General features: G+C 65.1%; 23 protein-coding genes. 13 read left to right on the forward strand and 10 right to left on the reverse strand.

Features of this window, described 5'->3' with window-relative positions; all coding sequences use genetic code 11:
* Positions 1-78 precede the first annotated feature (78 nt).
* The 3 genes from GWG65_RS32465 to poxB all read left to right on the forward strand — a co-directional run bounded on the left by GWG65_RS32465 (position 79) and on the right by poxB (position 3484).
* Positions 79-993 carry a 2-dehydro-3-deoxygalactonokinase gene (locus tag GWG65_RS32465; protein WP_275199573.1) on the forward strand — a complete coding sequence of 305 codons (915 nt, stop codon included), beginning with the start codon at positions 79-81 and terminating at the stop codon, positions 991-993.
* Between the two features lie 13 nt (positions 994-1006).
* Positions 1007-1639 carry a 2-dehydro-3-deoxy-6-phosphogalactonate aldolase gene (locus GWG65_RS32470; protein WP_275199574.1) on the forward strand — a complete coding sequence of 211 codons (633 nt, stop codon included), beginning with the start codon at positions 1007-1009 and terminating at the stop codon, positions 1637-1639.
* Positions 1640-1747: 108 nt separating this feature from the next.
* Positions 1748-3484 carry a ubiquinone-dependent pyruvate dehydrogenase gene (gene poxB, locus GWG65_RS32475; protein WP_275199575.1) on the forward strand — a complete coding sequence of 579 codons (1737 nt, stop codon included), beginning with the start codon at positions 1748-1750 and terminating at the stop codon, positions 3482-3484.
* A 234-nt stretch (positions 3485-3718) separates the two neighbouring features.
* Here the strand turns inward: poxB and GWG65_RS32480 are convergent, their stop codons facing one another.
* Both GWG65_RS32480 and GWG65_RS32485 read right to left on the reverse strand, forming a co-directional pair.
* Entirely contained in the window at positions 3719-4084 is a 366-nt protein-coding gene (locus tag GWG65_RS32480; protein ID WP_275199576.1) for a hypothetical protein, read from the reverse strand.
* A gap of 68 nt (positions 4085-4152) precedes the next feature.
* Positions 4153-5061, reverse strand: a complete 909-nt coding sequence (locus GWG65_RS32485) for a hotdog domain-containing protein (RefSeq protein ID WP_275199577.1) — start codon at positions 5059-5061, stop codon at positions 4153-4155.
* 150 nt (positions 5062-5211) lie between these two features.
* Here GWG65_RS32485 and GWG65_RS32490 point away from each other — a divergent pair, with 150 nt between their 5' ends.
* Positions 5212-5529 carry a hypothetical protein gene (locus GWG65_RS32490; RefSeq protein ID WP_275199578.1) on the forward strand — a complete coding sequence of 106 codons (318 nt, stop codon included), beginning with the start codon at positions 5212-5214 and terminating at the stop codon, positions 5527-5529.
* 13 nt (positions 5530-5542) lie between these two features.
* On the opposite strand, the gene GWG65_RS32495 is transcribed toward GWG65_RS32490, so the two are convergent.
* From GWG65_RS32495 to GWG65_RS32505, 3 genes are all read right to left on the reverse strand, one after another.
* The gene (locus GWG65_RS32495) at positions 5543-6421 is read right to left on the reverse strand and encodes a DUF1186 domain-containing protein (RefSeq protein ID WP_275199579.1); all 879 of its coding nucleotides are present in this window, start codon (positions 6419-6421) and stop codon (positions 5543-5545) included.
* Between the two features lie 34 nt (positions 6422-6455).
* Positions 6456-7931, reverse strand: a complete 1476-nt coding sequence (locus GWG65_RS32500; protein ID WP_275199580.1) for an amidase — start codon at positions 7929-7931, stop codon at positions 6456-6458.
* A 132-nt stretch (positions 7932-8063) separates the two neighbouring features.
* Positions 8064-9176 (reverse strand): ring-opening amidohydrolase, encoded by a 1113-nt coding sequence (locus GWG65_RS32505; protein ID WP_275199581.1) that lies wholly within the window; start codon positions 9174-9176, stop codon positions 8064-8066.
* Between the two features lie 337 nt (positions 9177-9513).
* On the opposite strand from GWG65_RS32505, the gene GWG65_RS32510 reads away from it, so the two are divergent.
* From GWG65_RS32510 to GWG65_RS32525, 4 genes are all read left to right on the forward strand, one after another.
* A complete protein-coding gene (locus GWG65_RS32510; RefSeq protein ID WP_275199582.1) occupies positions 9514-11847 on the forward strand; it encodes a Tex family protein in 2334 nt (777 codons plus the stop codon).
* A gap of 347 nt (positions 11848-12194) precedes the next feature.
* Positions 12195-12695 (forward strand): hypothetical protein, encoded by a 501-nt coding sequence (locus GWG65_RS32515; RefSeq protein WP_275199583.1) that lies wholly within the window; start codon positions 12195-12197, stop codon positions 12693-12695.
* Positions 12696-12792: 97 nt separating this feature from the next.
* Positions 12793-13485: a response regulator transcription factor gene (locus tag GWG65_RS32520; RefSeq protein WP_275199584.1), complete on the forward strand. Its 693-nt coding sequence runs from the start codon at positions 12793-12795 to the stop codon at positions 13483-13485.
* Complete coding sequence (locus tag GWG65_RS32525; protein ID WP_275199585.1) at positions 13472-14545, forward strand: HAMP domain-containing sensor histidine kinase; 1074 nt, start codon at positions 13472-13474, stop codon at positions 14543-14545. The genes GWG65_RS32520 and GWG65_RS32525 overlap by 14 nt, the downstream gene beginning before the upstream one ends.
* Here GWG65_RS32525 and GWG65_RS32530 read toward each other — a convergent pair.
* The gene (locus GWG65_RS32530; protein ID WP_275199586.1) at positions 14542-14913 is read right to left on the reverse strand and encodes a helix-turn-helix transcriptional regulator; all 372 of its coding nucleotides are present in this window, start codon (positions 14911-14913) and stop codon (positions 14542-14544) included. The two genes, GWG65_RS32525 and GWG65_RS32530, sit on opposite strands and share 4 nt — an antisense overlap.
* Positions 14910-15776 carry a S1C family serine protease gene (locus tag GWG65_RS32535; RefSeq protein WP_275199587.1) on the reverse strand — a complete coding sequence of 289 codons (867 nt, stop codon included), beginning with the start codon at positions 15774-15776 and terminating at the stop codon, positions 14910-14912. The genes GWG65_RS32530 and GWG65_RS32535 overlap by 4 nt, the downstream gene beginning before the upstream one ends.
* Positions 15777-15962: 186 nt before the next feature.
* Between GWG65_RS32535 and GWG65_RS32540 the strand changes: the two genes are divergently transcribed.
* The 4 genes from GWG65_RS32540 to GWG65_RS32555 all read left to right on the forward strand — a co-directional run bounded on the left by GWG65_RS32540 (position 15963) and on the right by GWG65_RS32555 (position 21582).
* A complete protein-coding gene (locus GWG65_RS32540) occupies positions 15963-16928 on the forward strand; it encodes a VOC family protein (protein ID WP_275199588.1) in 966 nt (321 codons plus the stop codon).
* A gap of 65 nt (positions 16929-16993) precedes the next feature.
* Positions 16994-17869 (forward strand): dihydrodipicolinate synthase family protein, encoded by an 876-nt coding sequence (locus GWG65_RS32545; protein WP_275199589.1) that lies wholly within the window; start codon positions 16994-16996, stop codon positions 17867-17869.
* 180 nt (positions 17870-18049) lie between these two features.
* Positions 18050-19135 carry a trypsin-like peptidase domain-containing protein gene (locus GWG65_RS32550; RefSeq protein WP_275199590.1) on the forward strand — a complete coding sequence of 362 codons (1086 nt, stop codon included), beginning with the start codon at positions 18050-18052 and terminating at the stop codon, positions 19133-19135.
* Positions 19136-19260: 125 nt separating this feature from the next.
* Positions 19261-21582 (forward strand): xanthine dehydrogenase family protein molybdopterin-binding subunit, encoded by a 2322-nt coding sequence (locus GWG65_RS32555; RefSeq protein ID WP_275199591.1) that lies wholly within the window; start codon positions 19261-19263, stop codon positions 21580-21582.
* 110 nt (positions 21583-21692) lie between these two features.
* Here the strand turns inward: GWG65_RS32555 and GWG65_RS32560 are convergent, their stop codons facing one another.
* The 3 genes from GWG65_RS32560 to GWG65_RS32570 are packed head-to-tail and all read right to left on the reverse strand — an operon-like array spanning position 21693 to position 24909.
* A complete protein-coding gene (locus tag GWG65_RS32560) occupies positions 21693-22889 on the reverse strand; it encodes an acyl-CoA dehydrogenase family protein (protein WP_275199592.1) in 1197 nt (398 codons plus the stop codon).
* An 11-nt stretch (positions 22890-22900) separates the two neighbouring features.
* Positions 22901-24049, reverse strand: coding sequence for an acyl-CoA dehydrogenase (locus GWG65_RS32565; protein WP_275199593.1), 1149 nt, complete (start codon positions 24047-24049; stop codon positions 22901-22903).
* Positions 24050-24054: 5 nt separating this feature from the next.
* Positions 24055-24909, reverse strand: coding sequence for an enoyl-CoA hydratase (locus GWG65_RS32570; protein WP_275199594.1), 855 nt, complete (start codon positions 24907-24909; stop codon positions 24055-24057).
* 177 nt (positions 24910-25086) lie between these two features.
* On the opposite strand from GWG65_RS32570, the gene GWG65_RS32575 reads away from it, so the two are divergent.
* Positions 25087-25695 carry a LemA family protein gene (locus GWG65_RS32575; protein WP_275199595.1) on the forward strand — a complete coding sequence of 203 codons (609 nt, stop codon included), beginning with the start codon at positions 25087-25089 and terminating at the stop codon, positions 25693-25695.
* Positions 25696-25823: the final 128 nt, after the last annotated feature.

Consider the following 25823-nt stretch of genomic DNA (forward strand, 5'->3'; position numbering starts at 1 on the left):
CCGATATCTCGAGGCAGATTTGCGGGCGGTCGTCTCATTGTCGCGAGACGGCGTCCTGGCAGTGAGACCAGAAGCGATATGACTGAACCCGCCTATGTCGCGGTGGACTGGGGCACCAGCAGTTTTCGGCTGTGGCTGATCGATCGCGCCGGCGACGTGCTGGCCGAACGCCGCAGCGGCGAGGGCATGCTGGCGGCGGCCAAGGCGGGCTTCGCCGCGGTGCTGCAATCGCATCTCGCTGCGGTCGAGGCGCCGGATCATCTGCCCGTTCTGGTTTGCGGCATGGCCGGCGCCCGCACCGGCTGGGTCGAGGCCGGCTATGTCGACACGCCGGCGCCGCTCTCTGCCATCTTGCAGCAGGCCGCGCGCGTGCCTGGCCAGGTTCGCGACATCCGCATTCTGCCGGGCATCGCGCAGCGGGATCCCAATACGCCGGATGTGATGCGCGGCGAGGAGACCCAATTGCTCGGCGCGCTCGGCCTCGATGCCCGAGGCGAGGCGCTGGTCTGCATGCCCGGCACGCATTCGAAATGGGTGCGTGTGAACAATGGCACCGTCGAGCAATTTTCGACCTTCATGACCGGCGAGCTCTTCAGCGTGGTGTCGCGCGAGACGATCTTGTCGCTTGCGGTGGTCGGTGCCGACGACGCCGAGGACGTCGCGAGCTTCAAGGCGGCCGTGATCGCCGCGTTCGAAGCGCCGGCCTACGCGGCCAACCTGCTGTTTCGCGCGCGGTCGCGGCAGCTCCTGTTCGGCGGCACGCCGGCCGCGGCGCGCGAGACGGTTTCGGGCACGCTGATCGGCATCGAACTGGCGGCAGGCCTCTCCCGCACTGTGCCGAAAGCGGGCATCGCACTGGTCGCATCGGGACGGCTGGCGATGCTGTATCGGCTGGCCTTTGACGCACTGTCGGTGAGCGCCGCACTGCTCGAGGCCGATGAAGCCGTCCGCCGCGGTCTGTCGATGGCGGCTGCCGCGATCTGGACAAGATAGAAGGAATTTTGACATGAGCGTTCCCTTTCCGCCGATGAAGCGACCGCTGGTCGCGATCCTGCGCGGCGTCAAGCCCGAGGAAACCGAGGCCATCGTCGGCGTGCTGATCGAGGCCGGCATGACCGCGATCGAGATTCCCCTGAACTCGCCGGATCCATTTCATTCCATCGCTATTGCCGCGAAGCAGGCGCCGGCCGGCGTCCTGATCGGTGCCGGCACGGTGCTGACGGCGCAGGACGTCGATCGCCTTCACGATGTCGGCGGTAAGCTCATGGTCTCGCCGAATGTCGACACCGAGGTGCTGGCGCGCGCGCATCAACACGGCATGGTGACGATGCCCGGCGTGTTCTCGCCGACCGAGGCCCTGCTCGCCGCGCGGTCGGGCGCGTCGAGCCTGAAATTCTTTCCCGCGAGCGTGCTCGGCGCATCCGGCATCGCCGCGATCCGCGCCGTGCTTCCGGCCGGCGTGATGATCGCCGCCGTCGGTGGCGTCTCCGACCAAAATTTTGCGGAGTACATCAAAGGCGGCGTGACAACGTTCGGGCTTGGCAGCAGCCTCTACAAGCCCGGCATGACAGCCGCCGATGTCGCGGCCCGCGCCAAGGCGACGATCGTGGCCTACGATCGGGCGATTGCGAAAGACTGATTCAGCAATAAACAAGCCGTGATCATGCCCGGTCTGTTGTCCCTCATATTGTCGCGATGTTGATGTTTCAGCATCGTACAATCTGGCCGGGGACAGCAGGAGACCGACATGGCGATCAACAACGTGGCCGATCTGTTCGTAGCGACGCTCGAACAGGCCGGCGTCAAGCGGATCTACGGCATTGTCGGCGACAGCCTGAATGCCCTGACCGAAGCGCTGCGGCGCCGTGGCACGATTGAATGGGTGCATGTTCGCCACGAGGAGGTCGCAGCCTTCGCCGCGGCCGGCGAGGCGGAGATGACGGGCAGCCTTGCGGTCTGCGCCGGCTCCTGCGGCCCGGGCAATCTGCATCTCATCAACGGCCTGTTCGACGCGCATCGCAGCCGGGTTCCCGTGCTGGCGATCGCCGCCCAGATTCCTACCGCCGAGATCGGCAGCGGCTATTTCCAGGAAACCCATCCGCAAAACCTATTCCGGGAATGCAGCCATTATTGTGAGCTGGTCTCGGACCCGAGCCAGCTTCCTTACGTACTCGAAAACGCGATCCGCGCCGCTGTCGGCTTGCGCGGCGTTGCCGTCGTCGCGATGCCCGGCGATGTCGCTTTCCGCGCGCCGCCGAAGCGCGCGCTGTCGACGACGCGGGGGCTCGCATTGTCGCCGCCGAAAGTCGTGCCGGCGGAGGACGAGCTGATGGCGCTCGCAGACCTGTTGAACGGCGCCGGGCGCATCACCCTGTTCTGCGGCCGTGGCTGTGCCGGGGCGCATGCACCGCTGATGCAGCTTGCGGAAACCTTGAAGAGCCCGATCGTGCATGCGCTCGGCGGCAAGGAGCATGTGGAATACGAGAATCCCTATGATGTCGGCATGACCGGCTTCATCGGCTTCTCCTCGGGCTATGCCGCCATGCACGCCTGCGACGCCCTGGTGATGCTCGGCACCGATTTCCCCTACAAGCAGTTTTTTCCGACCGACTGCCAGGTCGTGCAGATCGATATCCGTCCGGAAAATCTAGGCCGGCGCTGCAAGATCGATCTCGGCGTCGTTGGCGACGTCAAGCTGACCATCGAGGCGCTGCTGCCGCTCCTCAAGACCAAGACGCAGCGCAAGCACCTCGACGACGCGATCGCGCACTACCAAAAGGCGCGCGAGGGCCTCGACTCGCTCGCCAAGGGTACGCCGGGAGCTAAGCCGATCCATCCGCAATATCTGGCGAAGGTCATCAGCGATCATGCGAGCGAGGATGCCGTGTTCACCGCCGATGTCGGCACGCCGACGGTATGGGCCGCGCGCTATCTCGACATGAACGGCCGCCGCCGGCTGATCGGCTCCTTCGTGCACGGTTCGATGGCCAACGCCATGCCGCAGGCGATCGGCGCGCAGGCCTCGCGGCCCGGCCGCCAGGTGATCTCGCTCTCGGGCGACGGCGGCTTCACCATGCTGATGGGCGATCTGATCACGCTGACGCAAATGAAGCTGCCGGTGAAGATCGTCGTCTTCAACAACGGCGTGCTCGGCTTCGTCGCGCTCGAGATGAAGGCGGCCGGCTTCGTCGACACCAATGTCGATCTTCAGAACCCGGATTTCGCGGCGATGGCGCGCGCGATGGGCATCTTCGCCAGGCGCGTCGAGGATCCCGGCGAGCTCCCCGGCGCGATGCAGGAGATGCTGGCCCACAACGGGCCGGCACTGCTCGACGTCGTCACTGCCAAGCAGGAGCTGTCGATGCCGCCGACGATTACGCCCGAGCAGATCAAGGGTTTCAGCCTTTGGGTCCTGCGCGCCGTGATGAACGGCCGAGGCGACGAGGTGCTCGATCTCGCGAAGACCAATCTGCTGCCGCGTTGATTTCGGCTGAGGTAATTCGGTTCACCCCTCCCGAAGGGAGAGGTCGGATCGCATAAAATGCGATCCGGGTGAGGGGTTACAGTCTCACTGACCGCTGCGGCCCCTTACCCGGATTGCTTCGCAATCTGACCTTGCGTCCGAAAAATTTGCCAGAATGTGCGAACGGGCGGTTCTGACCAACCGCCCGCCGCTCTCCCCATCGGGGAGAGGTGGACCCCGAGCCTCTTGCAGAGGTTAACCCCGCTTCACCGACGGCGCAGGCAGCTGCTCGTCGCGGCGCTGGAAGCGCTGCCAGTGCAGCACGATGCCGATCAGAAGCGCCGGGACGAAGCCCAGCGCGATCAGGAAATGCGGCAGTTGCTTCGGCGAGATGAAAGCGATGGCGATGTCGGAGATCAGCCAGAGTGCGGCGAACATCACCGCGAAATCCAAGCGCGGGCAGCGCAGATAATAGAACACCGCGGTGATGACGATGGCTGGCCCGATCGCGATGCCGATCATGACCGTCGTCAGCTCCTTCGGCGTCAGCGCGTCGAGCATCATCGCTGCCAACAGCCAGATTGCGGCGAACATGGCGACGATGTCGAGCGGATGCCGCAACCCAATTCCTCTCGCAGGAAACGCACTATCGTTGTGGCCGCAAACCCCGTCCGTCAAGTAAAATACGCCTATTCCTCGTCGCTTCCGGGCGTCGGGCGCAGCATGAAATGACCGAAGGCGGAGGCGATCGGCCTATTCGCATCGTCCTGCCAGGCCCGCGCCTCGAAGGCGACGATGCGCCGGCCCTGCTTGACGATCGAGACATTGGCAAAGCTGTCCAGCGCGCGGCCGGAACGCAAATAGTTGACAGTGAGTCCGATCGGTTTGGGTAGTGCGGCGATCCCGAGCTCGCGCGTCACGCCGACGATCGCCGTGGTCTCGAGGAAGGCCCCGGTCATGCCGCCATGGATGGCAGGCAGGATCGGATTGCCGATGATCTTTGGCGAGAACGGCATCGTCAGCGTGCCGTCGTCGTTGATGCGAATGCCGAGCCAGCGCGCGAACGGGCTGCTCGCGAACGCGCCGTCCGGGTCCTCCGGCGCCTCCAGCGTCGGGATGCTGCGCAAATCCATCCTGCGGTCCGCCAGCATGTTGGTGCGATTGGCGCCGATCATGAAGCAGGCGGTCGCGGTCGCGACCGGATCGCCCTCGGATTCCTGATAGGCGGTGGAGCGCACGAACGCGATCGAGCGGGTGGTACGGTAGCAGACCGAATGCGCCTTGATGTCGAGGCCAGGGGTCGCCGGTTTCTGGTAGTCGATGCGCAGATCCAGCGTCGCGATCGCGCTTGTGCCGTCGAGCGCGAGCTGCACCGCCATGCCGCAGCTCTCGTCCAGCATCGCCGTGACGACGCCGCCGTGCAGCACACCGGTCTCGGTGTCGCCGACGAACACGGGCCGGAAGGGCAGGCTCGACCAAGCCTCGCCCGGCCCGAACCGGTCGAGCTGGAGCCCGCTGATATGGCCGTAGTCGGAGCGGCGGCCCTGGATGGCCTCGGCGAGTTCCTCGAACGGGAGCGTGGTCGGAGAGGTGGACATCGTGACGTTCTAGACCAGTGCCGCGCGCCGCGCAAAACCCCGCGTGCGCCGTCTAAGGCTGGTCTGCCGGGGGGCGGTTTGGCCTCGACAGAGCCGGGCGAAGCAACGATGGTGGGCGTCCTGTTCGTCCACTACCCGTAAGGAGTGCCCATGGCCGATCCCGACACGCCCGCCACCAGCCAGGGTCCCGTCACCATTTCGAGCTCCAGCGCGGAGCGGGCGCCCATCGTCTATTTCGACGGCGCCTCCTGCTTCGGCCACCACAACGGTGCGATCCAGATCGAGCTCGCCGCGAACCTCTTGATGCCGGTCGGCGCCGCCGTCAGGGTCGACGTGGTCCAGACCGCGCATCTGCGCTGTAGCGTCGCCGCGGCGCTGGCGCTGCGCGAGGCGCTCGACAAGGCGCTCGCGATGTATCAGCAGGGGCGGCAGCAGCCGACGGAGGAGATTCCGGCTGTGAAGAATTGAGGCTGGCAGCGAATCAGCCTGCGAGATTTGCGTTCAGGCAGCACTTCTTGAACTTCTTTCCGCTGCCGCATGGGCAGGGGTCGTTGCGGCCGACGTGTCGGAACGGGTTGCGTTCGGGATCATAGAATGACACCGGTGCTGGTTTCTTTGCGCGAGGCTCCGGATTGAAGGCGGCCCATGTCGACAGTTCCAGAATCGTGTCGTCGAATAAGGTCAAGTCATTTTCGGCGCGGAACGGCGGAGCATCGGGATTGTCGAGCGTGTATTGCAGATCTCCTTCGAAATCCGCGTATGAAAGCCACCCTTTCTCGATGAATCCTTGTGCAAAGGCGCGTTCAACCAACGGCTTCAGACTGGAGAGTCCAAGCCAGGCAATCGATTGCTGCCAACCGGACCAGACATAACAATAATCTTGCGGCCGAAGCCGGTCATAGCACTCGCGCAAGAATTGTTCGGACCATGCGCGCGAAACGTCTCCGCGCAAGGTCAATAGCGCGATCGCCTCGATCATGCGTGAACGCACGAATTCTTCGGCATCTTCATCATAGATGATGTCGCACAATGGCTGCAGGTTGCCATCGAACACGGAGGCCATCACGCGGTGAGTCGTCTCGGTGATTGCACCGCCCAAGACCGCATCCACGACGTCGGGGGGCTTGCGCAAAAATCTTGCAAGCACCGGGTAGGCAGGCTTCACGCGCCATTCGCCAAGGAGGTGGAACGCGAAGAACAGCGCTTCTTTGTAATTCGTTCGATCAGGCGATTCGATTTCTTCGAAGGCACGCAAGAAGACGGGAATGACCGAGTCCTTGTCAGCCCGCGCCGCCTGAATCGCTTCGGTCGGAAAACCCGCCTTCTTGTTGAGGCCTTCAAGGATCTGCAACGGGTCCATGTCGTGTCCTCCGATAGAGCGGCTTGTTTCCATCTCACCCGTTCGCCACATGCACCTTCGGCTTCTTGCCGTCGTTCCACTTGCCGTCGAGCGCGCGCTCGATCTGCGCAGCAAGTTGCAGCAGCAGGCCGTCATTGGCCTGCTTGGCAATGGCCTGGATGCCGAGCGGCAGGCCGTGCTCGTGGGTCGCCATCGGCATCGAGATCGCGGGCATGCCGCAGAGATTGGCGAGCGGCGTAAACGCAAAATTGCGCCAGAGTTTGCCGAACCAGTCGAGCACGTCGGGATTGTCGGAGATGGTGAGATACTCTTTCGTGCCAACCTTCGGCGTCGGCAGCGCGGTGATCGGCGTCAGGATCACGTCCCACTGCTCGAAGAAGGCACCGAAGCCGCGCGAAATCGTGTTGAACACGCCTTGCATCTTCGCGCGCTCGGCGAAGCTGGTGTGCCGGCCTGCTTCCCAGATGCGGATGTTCATGGGTTCGATGAGATCTTCCGGCGGCCGTTCCAACCCGCGCGCGGCGAGCATGTTGGAAATCACCACGGCAAAATTGCTGATGTAGCAGGCGGTCTGCGCCTCGAATGCGGCGCGAAAGTCGAGCTCGGGCAAGGCATAGTCGACGTGATGACCAAGGCCTTCGAGGAAGCGGCCGGTCTTCGCCAACTCGGCGGCGATGTGCGGCGTCGCGGTGTAGTCGCCCCAATTGTGCGACAGCGCAATTCGCAACTTGCCCGGATCGCGCTTGATCATCTCGCTGTAAGGCTGCGCCGTGGTCCAGAACGGCATGAACTCGCCGGGCGCGGGTCCGCGGGCGTGGTCGACGAAGACAGCGGTGTCGCGCACGGAGCGCGACTGGCAACCCTGGATCGAGACGAGGCCGGTGAGGTCCGACATGTGCGGGGCGAGCGAGAACACGCCGCGCGAGACCTTCAGCCCGATATTGCCGTTGACGCCGGCGGGAATGCGGATCGAGCCGCCGCCGTCGGTTGCATGCGCGATCGGCACCACGCCGGCCGCGACCATCGCCGCACTACCCGCCGACGAGCCGCAGGTGGTGTAGTCGGTGTCCCAGGGATTGCGCGTGACATAAACGGCGGGATTGTCCGCCGAACTGCACACGCCGAATTCCGGCGTCGTGGTTCGCCCGATCAGGTTCAGCCCGGCCTGACGGAATTTTCCGGTGAGGAACGTGTCGGCGGCGGCGCGATTGCCGCGCATCAGGAGCGAGCCCATCTCCTGAAGCCGGCCCTTCATGGTCGGCCCCAAATCCTTCATCAGGAACGGCAGGCCGGCGAACGCACCGGCGAGATTGGCGCCGTCCTTGGCCGGGTCGGCGATCACGTCCTCGAACAGCTCGACCACGCCCGAAAGCGCCGGATTGACCTTGGCGACGCCGGCGGCGGCCTGGCGCGCCAAGTCCTTCGCCGTGAGCTCGCCCTTGCGGACGCGCGCCGCCAGCCCCACGCCATCGTGCTGCGCCCATTCGTTCCAGCTCATCGGCAAAGTCATGCGGTCCAAACCTCTTCGTGCGGCGCCATCTTAGTTTCGCACAGGAACAGTTTAATCAACTGAGCCGGCGCGAAGGGCAGGGTTGCGCCGGATGGAGGGGTCGTTGGCGAGCCGGCGTTGCATGCGCACGCATCAATTCGAGAGTTTTGCGATCACTGCAACCGGCCCGCCGCCGGCCGGCCCCTGGTGCTCGGCGCCACCGGAGACGTAGACCGCACTGGTGCCTGCGAGGCCGGCGATCAGGCCGCCGACCGCGGCGCGGGCGTGGCGTGTCGAGCTGATGTCGGTGTCTTCCAGCATGGTGTGGCGCAAGCCGCGCACGCTGCCGTTCGGCGAGGCCTCCGTCTTGGCGAAGATATTGACGAACTCGCGCCCTGCGGTTGCCTGCGGCGCGATCCCGAGTCCGACGCTGTTCAGCGCTGCGATCACCGCGGCGGAGTCGATGGCGTCGCTCATCACGGCGTGCCCGATCTCGAACTGGCTCACCGATGACGCCGAATTGCCGAGCACGATGACGACGTTGTGCATCAGCTCGATGCCGGCCGAGGTGGAGGCAACCTTCGAGAACCAATTGTAGCGCCGCAGCACGTCCCCGTCGCCGATATCGGATGCGATCTCGCCAAGCGCGACCGCAACCCCGAGCGCGGAGGCGCCGCGCGAATACGCCATCGAGCCGTAGGCGCTGGTCGTCGCCGTTTGGTTGCCGCGCGCGCTTGCGGCCTCGACACGGTCGCTGGTCAGCAGCGGGCACTTGATCTGCACGAAATGGACGTCGGCGGGATCAGTGATCCCAGCATCGTCCATCGCGGCTTTCACGGCCTTGGCCGTTTCCGCGATCTGCGCGGAGCGTCCGAGCTCTTCGGGGAGGAAATCCCTCGTGTGTGCCATACCGATGCTCAGGCGTTTGCCGGAGATGCCTGCCGGCCGGTGCTCGATCTCCTGGCGCGTGAATACGGTGATGTGCGGGCTGAGCACGCCCTCGGTGCCGCCGGACATCACGAAGGCGATGCGCTGCTCGACCTCGTGCGGAGCAAGGCCTAGATGGGGCGCCAGCGCGGTGCACAGCGCAGCAACCGCGTATTCCCGGGTGAAATCATTGACGCCGCCATTGCCCTCGGTCTTGCCGAGGATCGCCAGGATCGATGCCGGATCGATCGCGCCGGAGCCGATCATGCTCATGAGGCCGGACACGTCGCCGGGGCCTTTGGTGGCGATCCTGATGACGCTGACCGATGTCGTCCGCATTATAGTCCTCGTGTGGAGTTCAGGGGCCCGGCGGACAAACCAGCCGCTGAACCGGAGCGGCTGTCAAGATGCTGTTGTGGCCTTTGTGTCGCTGACAGAAGCAAGTAACGTCGCGCTATTCTCGATAGTTCACCGTCATCCGGCTATTTTGGTCTGGCGCGAAGGAGAGAGCCTGCCACCCGCACGATTGTGGCGAGATCGCATCGCACCAGCAAAAAAACCTCTGTCGACGGTTGCGCGCCGCACCTTGATGAATCAACCTTGGTTGGTCCATAAGCGGCGTCCCGCGGCCCGGTTTCGGTTTCCGCGTTGCGTGCTTGGATAGAGGGGTTCTCGCGTGGCGAATATCAACCAGAAAATTGCGCAGGAGCTTGGGGTTCGCCCGGAGCAGGTCGAGGCGGCGGTGACGTTGCTCGACGGTGGCGCCACGGTTCCCTTCATCGCCCGCTACCGCAAGGAAGCGACCGGTGCGCTCGACGACACGCAATTGCGCAACCTGGAGGAGCGCCTAGCTTACCTGCGCGAGCTCGAAGACCGCCGCAAGGCCATCCTCGAATCGGTACGCGAGCAGGGCAAGCTCGACGCGGCCTTGGAAGCGACCATTCTCGCCGCCGACAGCAAGGCGCGGCTCGAAGACATCTATCTGCCGTTCAAGCCGAAGCGCCGCACCAAGGCGGAGATCGCCAGGGAAGCCGGCCTCGAGCCGCTCGCCAATAAGCTGATGGCGGAGCCTGCCAGCGATCCGAAACTCGTGGCCGAAGCCTTCGTCAACGCCGAGAAGGGCGTCGCGGATGCTGCCGCCGCACTGGACGGTGCCCGCGCCATCCTGGTCGAGCGTTTTGATGAGGATGCCGACCTGATTGGCGCTTTGCGCGAGGAGATGTGGACCAATGCGCGCATGGCATCCAAGGTGCGCGACGGCAAGAAGACGGAAGGCGAGAAGTTCGCCGACTATTTTGATTTCTCCGAGCCACTGACCAAGCTGCCCTCGCACCGCATCCTCGCGATGTTCCGTGGAGAAAAAGAAGAAATCCTCGACCTCCAGATCCAGGCCGAGGCTGAGGCGCCGCCCGCGGGCGTGCCGGGCGCCTATGAGTTGAAGATCATGAAGCGGTTCGGTATCGCCGATCTCAAGCGGCCCGGCGACCGCTGGATGATCGACACCGTGCGCTGGGCCTGGCGCACCAAGATCCAGGTGCATCTCAACATCGATCTGCGCATGCGGCTGTGGAATGCGGCCGAGACAGAGGCCGTGCGCGTGTTCGCCTCGAACCTGCGCGACCTCTTGCTTGCCGCGCCCGCCGGCACCCGCGTCACCATGGGGCTCGATCCCGGCTTCCGCACCGGCGTCAAGGTCGCCGTGATCGACGCAACAGGCAAGGTGGTCGACACTGCCGTGATCTATCCGCACGAGCCGCAGCGGCAGTGGAACGAGGCGCTCGCGATCCTCGGCAAGCTGGCGCTGAAGCATCGCGTCGAGCTGATCGCGATCGGCAACGGCACTGCATCGCGCGAGACCGACAAGCTCGCAGCCGACCTCGTCAAGGGCCTGCCCGACTTGAAGATGACCAAGATCGTGGTGTCGGAGGCTGGCGCGTCGGTCTATTCGGCCTCCGCCTTTGCTTCGCAGGAATTGCCGAGCCTGGACGTCACCTTGCGCGGCGCGGTCTCGATTGCCCGGCGCCTCCAGGACCCGCTCGCCGAGCTCGTCAAGATCGAGCCCAAGGCGATCGGCGTCGGCCAGTATCAGCACGATCTCGGCGAGGCCAAGCTCGCTCGCTCGCTCGATGCCGTGGTCGAAGACTGCGTGAACGCCGTTGGCGTCGACGTCAACACTGCCTCCGCGCCGCTGCTCGCGCGGGTGTCAGGTGTAGGCTCCGGCCTCGCACAGAGCATCGTGCAGCATCGCGACGCCAACGGCCCGTTCAAGTCGCGAAAGGCACTGAAAGACGTGCCGCGGCTCGGGCCGAAGGCGTTCGAGCAGTGCGCGGGCTTCTTGCGCATTCTCGGCGGCGAGGACCCGCTCGATGCCTCCGGCGTGCATCCGGAAACCTATCCGGTGGTGCGGCGGATTCTCAGCGCCACCAAGAGCGATATCAAGGCACTGATCGGCAACAGCGATATCGTGCGCATGCTGAAGCCGAAAGACTATGTCGACGAAACATTCGGTCTGCCGACCATCACCGACATCCTGCGCGAACTGGAAAAGCCCGGCCGCGACCCGCGCCCGGCGTTCAAGGCCGCGGTGTTCAAGGAAGGCGTCGAGGAGATCAAGCATCTCAAGAAGGGCATGATCCTGGAGGGCACGGTGAGCAACGTCGCCGCCTTCGGCGCCTTTGTCGACATCGGCGTGCACCAGGACGGGCTCGTCCACATCTCGGCGATGTCGAAGACCTTCATCAAGGATCCCCGCGAGGTGGTGAAGCCCGGCGACATCGTCAAGGTAAAGGTGCTGGACTTCGAGGTCGCACGCAAGCGCATCTCGCTGACGCTGCGGCTCGACGACGAGGTCGGCGAGAAGAAGGATGCGCCCGGCATGCAGCGCGACAATTCGCGCAACACCGCCCGCATGACATCGTCGGCGCCGCGCAAGCAGGAGTCCTCCGGCGGCGGCGCTCTCGCCGAAGCCCTGCGCCGCGCAGCCGAGAAGAACGGCGGCAAGCGGGCGTGATGTCCTAACATCTCCCCGCTCTTCCGCGGGGAGAGGTCGGAATTCGCGCGCAGCGCAAATTCCGGGTGAGGGGGGAGCCCCCGCGAGTTGAGCTGCTCAACGTACGGAGAGCTCTATCCACGTCGTCATTGCGAGTGCAGCGAAGCAATCCAGACTGCCTTCGCCGGGACAGTCTGGATTGCTTCGTCGCAAGGGCTCCTCGCAATGACGAGGAGAGGGCGGGTCCGCGTCCCTGACTTCTGCGTCAGAATCTGGCGCATTTGTAAGTTGAAGGCGGCCGTCCATTCTTCTCATCTGATCCTTCTCGCGCGGCAGAACTGTCGCTGCGCAGCACGGAGGATGCTTCGATGAACAGCAGGTTTCTCAAAGGCCTCACCGCGGTGACGATCGCCGCGACGCTGGCGGTCGCTTCGCCGGTTCTCGCTCGAGGTGGAGGCGGCGGCTTTGGCGGCGGCGGGCACTTCGGTGGCGGCATGCACGCGGGCGGCTTCGGCGGAGGAATGCGCGGAGGCGGCATGCATGTCGGTGGCATGGGCGGCGCCCATTTCGCCGGCGCCCGCTTTGGCGGACCGGCCTTCGGCGGCGCCCGTTTTGCCCATGTCGGCGGACCGGCCTTTGGCGGGCCACGTTTCGCGCATGCCGCGATCGGGCCGCGCTTCGCCGGCGCCGGCTTGCACGGCAGGCCTTTCATCGGCCGTCATGCCTTCTTCCATCACCGCCATTTCCGTCGTTTCGCCGTCTTCGGCGCGCCGTTTGTCTACGCCGGCTACTATGACGGCTGCTGGCGCAGGAGCTGGACGCCCTATGGATGGCAATGGGTCAATGTGTGCGGAGACACTTGGTACTAGCATCGCCGTACCGCACCATTGTCGCGATCGCCACCGGGCGGTTCCGCTCAGCCCCGGGACGGGATAGTCTGATGGCGATCGTCGCGCGGAGTTTGTCATGACCGGAGGTCACCGCCGCATCCTGGTCGTCGAGGACGATCCGGAAACCGCAGGCCAGCTCGTCGAGGAATTGACGACCTCCGGCTACGACGTCGATCTCGCCGCCACGGGGCGCGAAGCCCTCAGCCACGGCGCCGCGCGCGACTATGCCGTGATCACCATCGACCGCATGCTGCCCGACATCGACGGCATTACCGTGATGCGGCAATTGCGTGACGACGGCATCGCCTCCCCCTTCCTGATCATCTCCGCGCTCGGCGAGGTTGACGACCGCGTCCGGGGCCTGCGCGCCGGCGGCGACGACTATCTCGTCAAGCCGTTCTCCTTCGTCGAACTTCTTGCGCGGCTGGAGGCGCTCGGCCGCCGCAGCGAGACCATTGCCAAGGAGACGATCCTGCGGATCGGCGATCTCGCCGTCGACCTGATCGCCCGCAGCGCCAGCCGACGCGGCCGGAAAATTCCGCTGCTGCCGCGCGAGTTTCAGCTGCTCGAATATCTCGTCCGCAACGAAGGCCGCGTCGTCTCCCGGGCGATGCTGCTCCAGCATGTCTGGGACCTGCACTTCGATCCCTCCACCAACATCATCGACGTCTATGTCGGACGCGTCCGCCGCAAGGTCGACGATGCCCAGGCCTATCCACTGATCCACACCATCCGCGGCATCGGATATTGTCTCCGTGCTCCTGGTTAAGACGCTCCGGTCCTCGACGTTCAGGCTGGCGCTGATCGCGATCGCGGCGTTCGGACTGATCGTCGCGGCGATCATGGCTTACGTCTATTTCGGCACACTGGCCTATGTGCAGAGCCAGGTCGGCGACGCCGGCGACCACGCCGGCTTCAAGCACATGATCGGGCTCGCGATGACCGCGGTCGCCGTGCTGCTCCTGGTGCTGGCCGGCCTTGCCGCCGTGCTGGTGACGCGGCGCACGGTCGGGCGGATCGAACAGATCAATGCTACCAGCCGCGCCATCATGCTTTCGGGCCTGGACCAGCGTATTCCGCTGCGCGGCAGTCACGACGAATGGGACCGCGTTGCCGAAAACCTCAATCAGATGCTCGACCGCATCGAGACGCTGATGGGCGAGGTCAAGCAGGCCAGCGACAACGTCGCCCACGATTTGCGCACGCCGCTGACGCGGATGCGCGGCAGGCTGGAAAAGGCCTATCATAACCAGCGCAACGACGAGGCGGATGCCGCGCTGATCGGCGACACCATCGCCGATCTCGATGCCGTGCTCGGCATGTTCGCCTCCATCACCCGCATCTCGGAGATCGAGAGCCGCGCCCGCAAAAGCGCCTTTCGCGCGCTCAACCTCGCCGAGATCGCCGGCGAGGTTGTCGAGCTCTACGATGCCGCGGCCGAGCAGGTCACAACCCGGCTCAGCCTCGGCGGGGACCGCGAGGTGCTAATCACCGGCGACCGCGACCTGCTGTTCGATGCCATCGCCAATCTCGTCGACAACGCGATCAAGCACGGCCGCGCGGGCGGGCGGGTGAGCGTGACCTGTCGCAGCACCAATGAGGGGGCGGTGATCGCGGTTGCTGACGACGGCCCGGGCATTCCGGCGGATCAGCGCGATCACGTGTTCAAGCGCTTCTACCGGCTCGAACAGAGCCGCTACACCCCGGGCAACGGCCTGGGCTTGAGCCTCGTCGCGGCCGTTGTGCACCTCCATGGCGCCGCGATCGCACTGCATGACAATACACCGGGCCTGGCGGTCCGGCTCAGCTTCCCGCCGCACCTGCCCTAGAGATCGATCACGCCGCGGCGTGCCGCATGCGCCACCGCGTCGGTGCGGCCGGTGGCGTCCAGCTTGTCGAACAGCGAGCCGACATGGAATTTCACGGTGTGCACGGAGATGCCGAGCTCGCGCGCGATCATCTTGTTGGAGGCGCCCTCGGCCATCAGCGCCAGCACGTCGAGCTCGCGCTGGGTCAGTGCGATGTCGTCGGGCATGCTGCGCGAATGATAGGCGACAACTGCCGCCGCTGCTCGCTCGCCGGGCGCGGCGAGGCGAAGCCCGGCGACGCTGCCGAGCAGGGTGGCCAGCCGGTCGGCGAGGGCGGGATCGTCAATCTCCAGGGCGAGCACGATCTCCGGCGCGTTGTCTTCGCTCACGCCTCCGGCCTCTCGCCGATCGTGACCTTGAAGTCGATCGGCTCGCCGCCGCGGCGCGCTGCGACGCCGACCACCGTGCCAACGCTCGCAGGTCCCAGCGTCCGCGACAGCGCGCGCACGCCGGACAGTTTTTGGTCGTTGACCGCCACGATGACGTCGCCCTGGCGGATCCCGGCCGCGGCCGAGGGGCCGGCCTTGTCGACGTTCATCACCATCGCTCCGACGCCGTCGTCGAGCCGCACCGGCTGGAGCCCGAGGCCGAGATAGCCGCGGGCGACGCGGCCGCGTGTTTCGAGCTGCGCCGCGACCCGCTCGATCGTCGCCGCTGGGATCACCAGCACCCGCCGCGGACCGAGCACGGCCATGCCGAAGGCTTCGCCCGCTGCATCGAGCGCGAGGCCGCCCTCCTGGCTGGGACGCAGGAGGACGTCGAGCTCGATCCGGGCATCGATGTCGCCGCCGCGCAGGCTGCGCCAGCTCTTGCCGGACAGTGATACCATTCCCAGCGCGGCGCTCGGCGTATCGCGGTTGGTGGCGACCACGACTGACAGGGCGCCGAGGGCAGGGACCGTGGTGGTCAATTTGATCGGAGCGATGCCGGTGTCGGCGCGCAACAAGGCGATGTCGGTCGTATGGTCGCGGCCGGCAATCGTGGCGGCCATCCGGCTGCCGTCGGCGAGGCCGATCTCGACCTCACCCTCCTCGGCCAGCGCCTCGTCGGCGGTGACAATGAGGCCGGACTTCCAGACGAAGCCGGTGGCGCGAGAGCGGTGCGAATGCACGGAAACGACGGACGGTGCGGCGCGCGCCACCAAGTCCGCAAGCGCGGATGATAGCGAGGACAGAGGGGTGAGGTCGGTCATGGAAAGCTCCTGTAAGCTGTCATCAATCTGGGATGTCGCGGGTGGTTCGGAAACTGGCCGGATGGCCAGGACCTTGCTCCGTAACGCCACGGCCGACGAATATGTGATTGGGAGCTACTCACGAGAACGTGTAGCAATTGCCAATTCCGCCGCATGGCCTCAACGATTTTCAGCGAGCCCTGACTGATGAGCCTCGACCTCACCCGCCGCACCCTGCTTCATCTCGCCGGCGCCGCCTCGCTTGCCGTAGCCGCCGCGGCCGCGGCGCGCGCCGAGGGAAATCCCCAAGGCGGCGGGCCAACCTATGCCAGCCGCACGCCGATGCGGGTCGGCATGGTGACGCTCCGGGTCAAGAATCTCGACGTGGTTGCCGACTACTATCGCGACGTGATCGGGCTCACCGTAATGGAGCGGTCGGGCACCGCCGCAAAGCTCGGCACCGCCGGGATCGCGCTGCTCGTGCTCGAGGCGCGTCCCAAAGCCGTGATCGAGCCGCGCGATTCAGCCGGTCTCTACCACACCGCCTTCCTGATGCCGACGCGCAAGGATCTCGCGCGCTGGCTGGTGCATGCGGCCTCGCATCGCGTGCGGCTGTCGGGCTTTGCCGATCATCTCGTCAGCGAATCCGTCTATCTCGACGATCCCGAAGGCAACGGCATCGAAGTCTATGCCGACCGCGATCCCTCGCAATGGCAATGGAGCGAGGGCGTCGTGAAGATGGCGTCCGACGAGCTCAACATTCCCGACCTCTTGTCGCTGACGAATGCGCGCGTTGCCGATTATGCCAAGGCGCCGGACGGCCTGCGTATCGGCCACATGCATTTGCGCGTCGGCGATCTCGCGCAGGCGGAAAGCTTTTATCACGGCACGGTCGGCCTCGACCCGACCCGCCGCCGCAACGGCGCCGCGTTCCTGTCGTCGGGCCGCTATCACCACCACCTCGGCATGAATGTCTGGCAGAGCCAGGGCGCCGGCCAACGCGACGATGCCACCACGGGGCTCGCCTGGTTCTCGCTGGTGACGGAGAAGCAGGACCTGCTCGCCGCACAGGAAGAGCGCCTGCGCAAGGGCGGCGCGGAAGTCACGGCGCTTGTGAATGGCGTCGAGGCTATCGATCCCTGGGGTACGCGGGTGCGTCTGCTCAAGGTTTGATCGGGCGCGCGAGCACTGCTAATACCCGCGCAGCACAACCTGATTTTAAGGGATCTGCACCCGCCATGCGCGATTTCCACGGCGTCTTTCCCTATCTCGTCTCGCCCGTCGATGCCGACGGCGCGGTGCGGACCAATGTGCTCGGCAAGCTCTGCGACGATCTGATCGGCGCCGGCGTGCACGGTCTGACCCCGCTCGGTTCGACCGGCGAATTCGCCTATCTCAATGCCGCGCAGCGAACGGAGGTAGTCCGGACCACGATCGAGGCCGCGAACCGCCGGGTGCCGGTCGTGGCCGGTGTGGCCTCCACCTCCACAGCAGATGCGGTGGCGCAGGCCAAGACATACGAGAAGCTCGGCGCCGACGGCATTCTGGCGATTCTGGAGGCGTACTTCCCGCTCGCCGACGCCCAGATCGAGTCCTATTTCCGCAGCATCGCGGATGCCGTGGACATCCCCGTCGTCATCTACACCAATCCGCAATTCCAGCGCTCCGATCTCACGCTCGACGTCGTCGCCCGCCTCGCCGAGCATCCGCGCATCGGCTACATCAAGGACGCCTCGACCAATACCGGCCGGCTGCTCTCGATCATGAATCGCTGCGGCGATTCCCTGCGCGTGTTCTCGGCATCAGCTCACATCCCCGCCGCGGTGATGCTGATCGGCGGTCTCGGCTGGATGGCGGGCCCGGCCTGTGTTATCCCGCGCCAGAGCGTCGCGCTCTACGACCTCTGCAAGGCCGCCCGCTGGGACGAGGCCATAGCGCTCCAGCGCAGGCTGTGGCGGATCAACGAGGCCTTCGCCCGCTTCAATCTCGCCGCCTGCATCAAGGCGGGGCTTTCGATCCAGGGCTACGACGTCGGCGATCCCGTCCCGCCGCAGGCCGCGCTCAACGCCGAGCAGCGCAAGGTCGTCGAAGCGGCGCTGCGAGACCTGGCATAGCCATCTACCAAGCGGCTATATGCCCAGGGAACGCGCTTTCCAAAGGGCAAACCGCTCCAATTTGCCGGCGCACAGAAACTTCCGTTCGACTGCTGCGTTGCCGCGTGAGCCGACGTCAGGCCCGGCACCTGATGCATTTGTGCTCGAGCAAAACTCTCTTGCAGCACGCGGTGATTGCCCATGGAACGTCGCTACGGAATTGCTGCGGCAGTCTTGGCTGCCCTGTTGCTTGTGGCAACAGCCACGAAAATGCATTTCGCGCCATGGACCGGTCCGGTTGCGCGAGCCGTTGAACAGCGTGGCCCGCTGTCTGAAGCCGAACGGGCGACGATCGACATCTTCGAACGCGTATCTCCGTCAGTCGTCCAGGTTGCGGCGAAATCAGCAGCCAATCCCCTCATGGGAGAGGAAGGGCAGGGCGCCGCCTCCGGCACCGGATTCGTCTGGGACCGCGACAGTCACCTCGTCACCAACAATCATGTGGTGGCAAGTGGCGGCGAAATCGCGGTGCGCTTCGCGTCAGGCGAGGTGGCACAAGTCGATCTTATCGGTACGGCTCCGAACTACGACCTTGCGGTCCTGCGGATCAGGAGCGTGCGCGAGCTTCCTCCGCCCGTGCCGCTTGGCAGTTCGAGCGATTTGAAAGTTGGGCAATCGGCGTTTGCAATTGGCAATCCCTTCGGATTGGACCAATCGATGACGAGTGGCATTATCAGCGCGCTCAAGCGCAGGCTGCCAACCCATGGAGGCCGGGAGATTGCCAACGTCATCCAGACCGACGCGGCCATCAATCCCGGCAATTCAGGCGGGCCGTTGCTGGACTCCGCCGGCCGGCTGATCGGCGTCACGACAGCGATCATATCGCCGTCCGGTTCGAATGCCGGGATCAGTTTCGCGATCCCCGCGGATATAGTCAACCGCGTGGTCCCCGAGCTCATTCGAAACGGCCGGGTGCCCACGCCGGGAATCGGCATTGTCGCGGCCAGCGAGGACATTGCGACACGGCTCGGCGTCGAAGGAGTGATTGTGGTCCGGACGGCCGCCGGAAGTCCTGCCGAGCGGGCAGGGATTCGTGGTGTCAACATGTCGACGGGCGCGGTCGGAGACATCATCACGGCGGTCGAAGGCAAGCCGGTGCGGCGCCTCTCTGATGTTACCGATGCGCTGGAGCAGGCCGGCGCCGGTCGTACCGTTCGGCTCACCGTCAAGCGGGGCACGGAGACCCGTGATGTAAAAGTAGACATCATCGACGTCGACAGGTCCTAGCTGGCCGATCTGCGCCATCAAAGGGGCGTGGCACGCATTGCAGATGTGTCGGGGCTCGGTTGTCTCGCCCGTAAAATCGGCTAAAACCGCCGCGATCGTTTTCCGGATTTCGAGGACCCAGCGGAATGAACATTCTTCCCGGCAATTTGCGTTTCGGAGCGGGGCAGCCCGTCAGGCGTTTGGAAGACCAGCGGCTGCTCACCGGGAAGGGCCAATTCATCGACGACAAGCCGGAGGACGGCGCGCTGTGGTTGCATGTGCTGCGCTCGCCGCATGCGCACGCGAAGATCGTCTCGATCGACACCAGCGCGGCGGCCGCGATGCCCGGCGTGACCGCGATCTACACCGGTGCCGATCTGATCAGGGACGACGTTGGCACCATCCCTACGCTGAGCATCTTCAAGCGCCCCGACGGCAAGCCGATGACGGTACCGCCGCGGCGGCTGCTCGCCCACGAGGTGGTGCGTTACGGCGGCGAGGCGGTAGCGGCGGTGGTGGCCGCCTCGCGTGCCGACGCGCAGAGCGCCGCCGAAGCGATCGTGATCGAATATGACGTGCAGCCTCCTGTGGTCGATCCGGTTGAGGCCGTGAAGCCCGGCGCGCCCGTGGTGTGGCCCGAGGCGCCCGACAACATCGTCGGCGCGATGAGCTATGGCGACGCCGCCAAGGTGGACGAGGCCTTCGCCAACGCCGCGCACACGGTCGAGCTTGATCTCGTCAGCCAGCGCCTGGTGCCCTCCGCGATGGAGCCGCGCTCGACCATTGCCGAGATCGACAAGAAGTCGGGCAGGCTCCTGCTGCATGTGCAATCGCAGACCCCGGCCTCGACCCGCGACGTGCTGGCGGAGGCCGTGCTGAAGCGTCCAAAAGACAGCGTGCGCGTGCTGGTCGGCGATATCGGCGGCGGATTCGGCCAGAAGACCAACCTCTATCCCGAAGACGGCATTGTCGCCTATGCCGCGACCAAGCTGAACAGGAAGATCCGCTGGCGTGGCGACCGCACCGACGAGTTCATCGGCGGCACGCACGGCCGCGATCTCACCTCGACGGCGTCCTTCGCGCTCGACCAAAAGGGCAAGGTGCTCGCCTATCGCGTCAAGTCGATCGGCTGCACGGGCGCGTATTCCTCGGGTGCGGCCAACATCATTCCGCTGGTGCTCGGGCCGTTCGTGCAGACCGGCGTCTATGACCTGCCGCTGGTGCATTTCGAGGTGAAGTCGGTGATGACGCACACCGCGCCGGTCGGCGCCTATCGCGGCGCAGGCCGTCCAGAGGCGGTGTTCATCGTCGAGCGTCTGTTCGACGCCGCCGCGCGAAAAATCGGCATGGATCCGCGCGCGATCCGCAAAGTAAACTACATCAAGCCGGCGCAGCTGCCCTACACCAACGCTGCGGGGCAGGTCTACGATTCCGGCGCCTTCGCACACATGCTCGATCGCGCCGTGAAGCTCGCCGACTGGGACGGCTTTGTCGCGCGCAAGAAAGCCGCGAAGAAGAAGGGCCTGCTCTACGGCCGCGGGCTCACCTCCTATATCGAATGGACCGGCGGCCGCGCCCATACCGAAAAGGTCAGTCTGCATGCGACCTCGCAGGGCCGTGTCATCCTGCATTCCGGCACGATGGCGATGGGGCAGGGCTTGCAGACCACCTACACCCAGATGATCTCCGACACGCTCGGCATTGCCATGGACAAGATCGACGTCGTGCAGGGCGACACCGATCTGGCGATGGGCTTTGGCAGCGTCGGTTCGCGCTCGCTGTTCGTCGGCGGCACTGCGGTGGCGGTCTCCTCCAACGATTTGATCCAGAAGGCGCGCGAAAAGGCCGCGAACGTGCTCGAGACGTCGGTCGAGGACATCGAGTACCAGAGCGGCATGCTCACCGTGGTCGGTACCGACCGCAGCATCAGCCTGTTCGAGCTCGCCGAGAAGGAAGGCGGCGCTAAGCTCAGCGTCGATTCCGAAGGCGAGGTCGATGGTCCGAGCTGGCCGAACGGCACCCATATCTGCGAGGTGGAGATCGATCCTGAGACCGGCGTGTCCAAGGTCGTGCGTTACACCACGGTCGACGATGTCGGCGTGGCCGTGAACCCGATGCTGGTCACCGGCCAGATCCATGGCGGCGTCGCGCAGGGCATTGGGCAAGCGCTGTATGAAGGCGTGTCCTATGATGCCGAAGGCCAGCTGCTGACCGCGAGCTACCAGGACTATTGCATCCCGCGTGCCGATGACGTTCCGCCGATCGTGGTGGCGCTCGATGATTCCGCGCCCTGCCGCACCAATCCGCTCGGCGCCAAGGGCTGCGGCGAATCCGGCGCCATCGGCGGCCCGCCTTGCGTCACTAACGGCGTGATGGACGCGCTCGCCGAGCTCGGCATCACCCAGCTCAACACGCCGCTGACGCCGCAGAAGATCTGGAAGGCGATCAGGGACGCGAAGGCGGGCTAACGCTTTCAGTCGCCGTCATTGCGAGCACAGCGAAGCAATCCAGAGTCCCTCCGCGGAAACGGTCTGGATTGCTTCGTCGCAAGGGCTCCTCGCAATGACGGATGAGAGAGTCAAATCCCCAGCATCATCTTCGCGATGATGTCGCGCTGGATCTCGGATGTGCCGCCGAAGATCGTATAGGCCCGGCCGTTGAGATATTCCGGCACCACCGTCAGCATCTCCTCCGGCATCGCCGGCTCGTGATTGAGCTTGTAGAGCGGACGCATCGGCTCGACCGCAAGGGCGTCGTGGCCGATCACGTCGGCTCCGAGCCGCGTTACCGCTTGGCGGATTTCACTGTTGCGCAGCTTGAGGATCGACGACACCGCGCCGGGATTCTGCCCGGTCTGGAGCGCCGACAGCACGCGCAGCTCCGTCATTTCAAGTGCGTCGATGTCGACCTCGACCTCGGAGATGCGAGTGGCGATGTCGGGGCTGTCGATCGCGCGTCCGGTGAGATCGGACAGCGCCAGCTCCGAGATCGCCTTCAACCCCTCACGAAGTTTCGCCGACGCGATGCCGGAGCCGCGCTCGAACTCGAGCAAATATTTGCCGTAGGTCCAGCCCTTGCCCTCATCGCCGACGCGGTTCGCCACCGGCACCCGCACGTCATCGAAGAACACCTGGTTGACTTCGTGGTCGCCGCCGATAGTGAGAATGGGGCGCGTCGTGATGCCCGACGTCTTCATGTCGATCAGGACGAAGCTGATGCCGTCCTGCTGCCGCGGCCCGTCGCTGGTGCGCACCAGCGCGAACATGCGGTTGGCATGATGCGCATGCGTGGTCCAGATCTTGGTGCCGTTGATGATGTAATCGTCGCCGTCGCGCACCGCGCGCGTCTTCAACGAAGCGAGGTCGGAGCCGGAGCCCGGCTCGGAATAGCCCTGGCACCAATAGTCCTCGCCGGAGAGAATGCGCGGCAGATAGAAGTTCTTCTGCTCAGGGCTGCCGAAGCCGATGATGACGGGGCCGACCATCTTCACGCCCATCACGTTGACGTTCGGCACGCCGGCACGTGCGCTTTCGGTCTCGAAGATCCAGCGCTGCGCCGGCGTCCAGTCGGGCCCACCATGCTCCACCGGCCAGCCCGGTGCGCCCCAGCCTCGGGCGTTCAACGCGCGCTGCCAGGCCATGCCGATGTCGGGGTCGGAGAACACCGAGGGCGTCAACGCGGTGGCGCGCTTCATCTCGTCGGTGAGGTTTTTGGCGATGAAATCGCGCACCTCGTCCTGGAAGGCGCGCTCCTTGGCGTTGAACGACAGATCCATGATCCGCTCCCTCAGGCTGAAATGGCGGTGCGGCCAAGCTCGGCATGGCGGCGATAGTGATGCGCGCTGCCGCCGAACAGCGTGTCGAAGGCGACGAGGCGCTTGAAATAGGCGCCGACCTCGAGCTCTTCGGTGACGCCCATGCCGCCGTGAAGCTGGATTGCCTGCTCGCCGATGAAGCGCGCGCACCTGCCGATCTTCGCCTTCGCGCCCGACGCGGCCCGCGCGCGTTCGACCGGCTCGGCGTCGATCTTCAGCGCGGCGCGCAGCGCTATTGAGCGCGCCTCGTCGACCTGCATCGCCATGTCGGCGAGGCGATGACGGATCACCTGATTGGCGGACAGCGGCCGGCCGAACTGTTTCCGGATCTTGGTGTACTCCAGCGTCGTATCGAGCAACGTCTGCATGATGCCGACGGCTTCCGCGCCGAGCGCCGCCATCGCACGGTCGATCGCCGCTTCGATCGCGGGCAGCGCGTCATGACCGTCGCCGAGCAAAGCGTCTTCCGGCAAATGCACCTCAGACAACTCGATATTGCAGGCCCGTCCGCCGCCGAGGCGCGGATAGTCGGAGATTGTCAGGCTCGGCGTCCGCGCCGGCACCAGGAACAGGCCAATCCGCCCCGATGGCCCCTGAGGGTCGTGGATATTCGCGGAGACGATGATCTCGTCGGCGGCATGGCCGTCGAGCACCGCGATCTTGTGGCCCGCAAGGCGCCAGCCCTGCGCGGTCTTGTGCGCGGCAGTCGCGACCTTGGACAGATCGAACCGTGCTGCGCGCTCCGAGTGGGCAAAGGCGAGCTTCAACGATCCGTCTGCGATCCTGGGCAACCGCGCCTGCTTCTGCGCGGTGCTGCCGCACATGTCGACCAGAGCCGCGCCGAGCACGACGGTTGCGACATAGGGCTCCGACACAAGGCCGCGGCCGAACGCTTCCATCAAAATGCCGGTCTCGACGGCGCCGCCGCCGAGCCCGCCGAATTCCTCCGCGATCGGCAGCGCGAGCCAGCCGAGCTCGGCGAACTGCTTCCAGACCGCCGGACTGTAGCCGAGCGGATCGTTCGCCATCTTGCGGCGATGATTGGCATCGTAGCTCTCGGCCACGAAGCGTTCCGCGCTCTCGCGCAGCAGCCGTTGCTCGTCACTGAGATTGAGATCCATTGCCTCTACTCCGCAGCTGCCGGCGGCTTGCGCACGGAGGGATGCAGGCCGGATGGATCGACGATCATGCCGAATTCCTGCAGATTGTGGGCGTGGCAGAGCTGATGCAGCGCAAATGCCTGGTCGATCGCGGCCGGCTGGCCCATCACGTCGACCGAGCGGTTGACTGCCTCCTTGGTCAGCTTCAGTGCAAACGACGGCTTTGCCGCAATCCGGCGCGCCAATGTCAGCACGCTCTCCGACAGCTCTGCGCGCGGCACGACCTGGTTGACCATGCCGAGCTGGTGAGCTTCCTGCGCGCTCCAGCTATCAGCTGTGAACAGGAATTCCTTGGCCTTGCGCGGGCCGAGTTCCCAGGGATGTACGAACCATTCGACGCCGCACACGCCCATGGTGACGACGGGATCGCAGAACTGCGCATCGTCACTGGCGACGATGAGGTCGCAGGCCCAGGCCAGCATCAAGCCGCCGGCGATGCATTTGCCGTGCACTTCCGCGATCGTCGGCTTGGCGAGGTTGCGCCAGCGCCGCGTAATCTGGAGATAGATTTCCTGCTCGCGCGCGAAGCGCCCATGGGTGTTCGCTTCCGCGAAGCCGCCCCAATTTCCGATCGGCGGAAAATCGACGCCCGCAGCATTCTTGTCGCCCGGCCGCAGGTCGTGGCCGGATGAGAAATGCGGACCGTTGCCGGCGAGGATGATCACCTTGATCGTATCGTCCTGCACCGCCGCATCGAACGCGGCATTGAGATCGTAGGTCATTTGCAGGTTCTGCGCATTGCGCGCATCGGGCCGATTCATCACGATCCGGGTGATCGCCGGCTCCGGCCTCTCCACGAGGATGGTCTCGAACGAGGTCATGGCGTTCCCCTGGCGTTTCCATCTCGGTATTATTGTTTCCTTGAGTTGACTATGTCGGCCAGGGATAGGCAAGGGGCTTGCGTCAATCGGCTGCTTTTCGCGGCTCCGGCACAAGATGTCTGGCACGGCGCGCGCTCAATCTGGTAGTTTGCGCCAGATTCCACCGGGAGAAATTTAATGCGCAAATTCCTGACTGTGCTGGCGGCACTCGCCTCGCTCAGCCTGACCAATTGCGGCTACAACGCGATCCAGACCGAGGACCAGCAGATCAAGGCCAATTGGTCGGAGGTGGTGAACCAGTATCAGCGCCGCGCCGATCTCGTGCCCAATCTCGTCAACTCGGTGAAGGGCTTTGCGCAGCAAGAGAAGGACGTGCTGCTCGGCGTCACCAATGCGCGCGCCAAGGTCGGCAGCATCCAGGCGACGCCCGAGGTGCTGAACGACCCCGCCGCATTCCAGAAATTCCAGGCCGCGCAAGGAGAGCTCTCCAGCGCGCTGTCGCGGCTGCTCGTCGTCACTGAAAACTACCCGCAGCTCAAGTCGGACGCGTTGTTCAAGGACCTGATGTCTCAGCTCGAAGGCACCGAGAACCGGATCACGGTCGCGCGCAACCGCTACATCAAGGCGGTGCAGGACTATAATGTCACCGTCCGCTCGTTCCCGAGCAACCTCACCGCGATGATGTTCGGCTACAAGGAGAAGCCGAACTTCTCGGTCGACAACGAGAAGGCGATCTCGACCGCGCCGAAGGTCGACTTCAATCCTGCGCCTGCGCCGTCGAAGTAAACGCGCACCGATTTGCGAATGCGCTTCGCCCCACCCACCACTGTCATTCTTCGCGAAAGCGGGGAATCCAGTACGCCGCGGCTCCTCCGTATCCCGTTGGCGTCTCTGGAATACTGGATCGCCCGGTC

Origin of the sequence: Bradyrhizobium sp. CSA207, from assembly GCF_029051685.1 — a bacterium.
GTDB lineage: Bacteria > Pseudomonadota > Alphaproteobacteria > Rhizobiales > Xanthobacteraceae > Bradyrhizobium.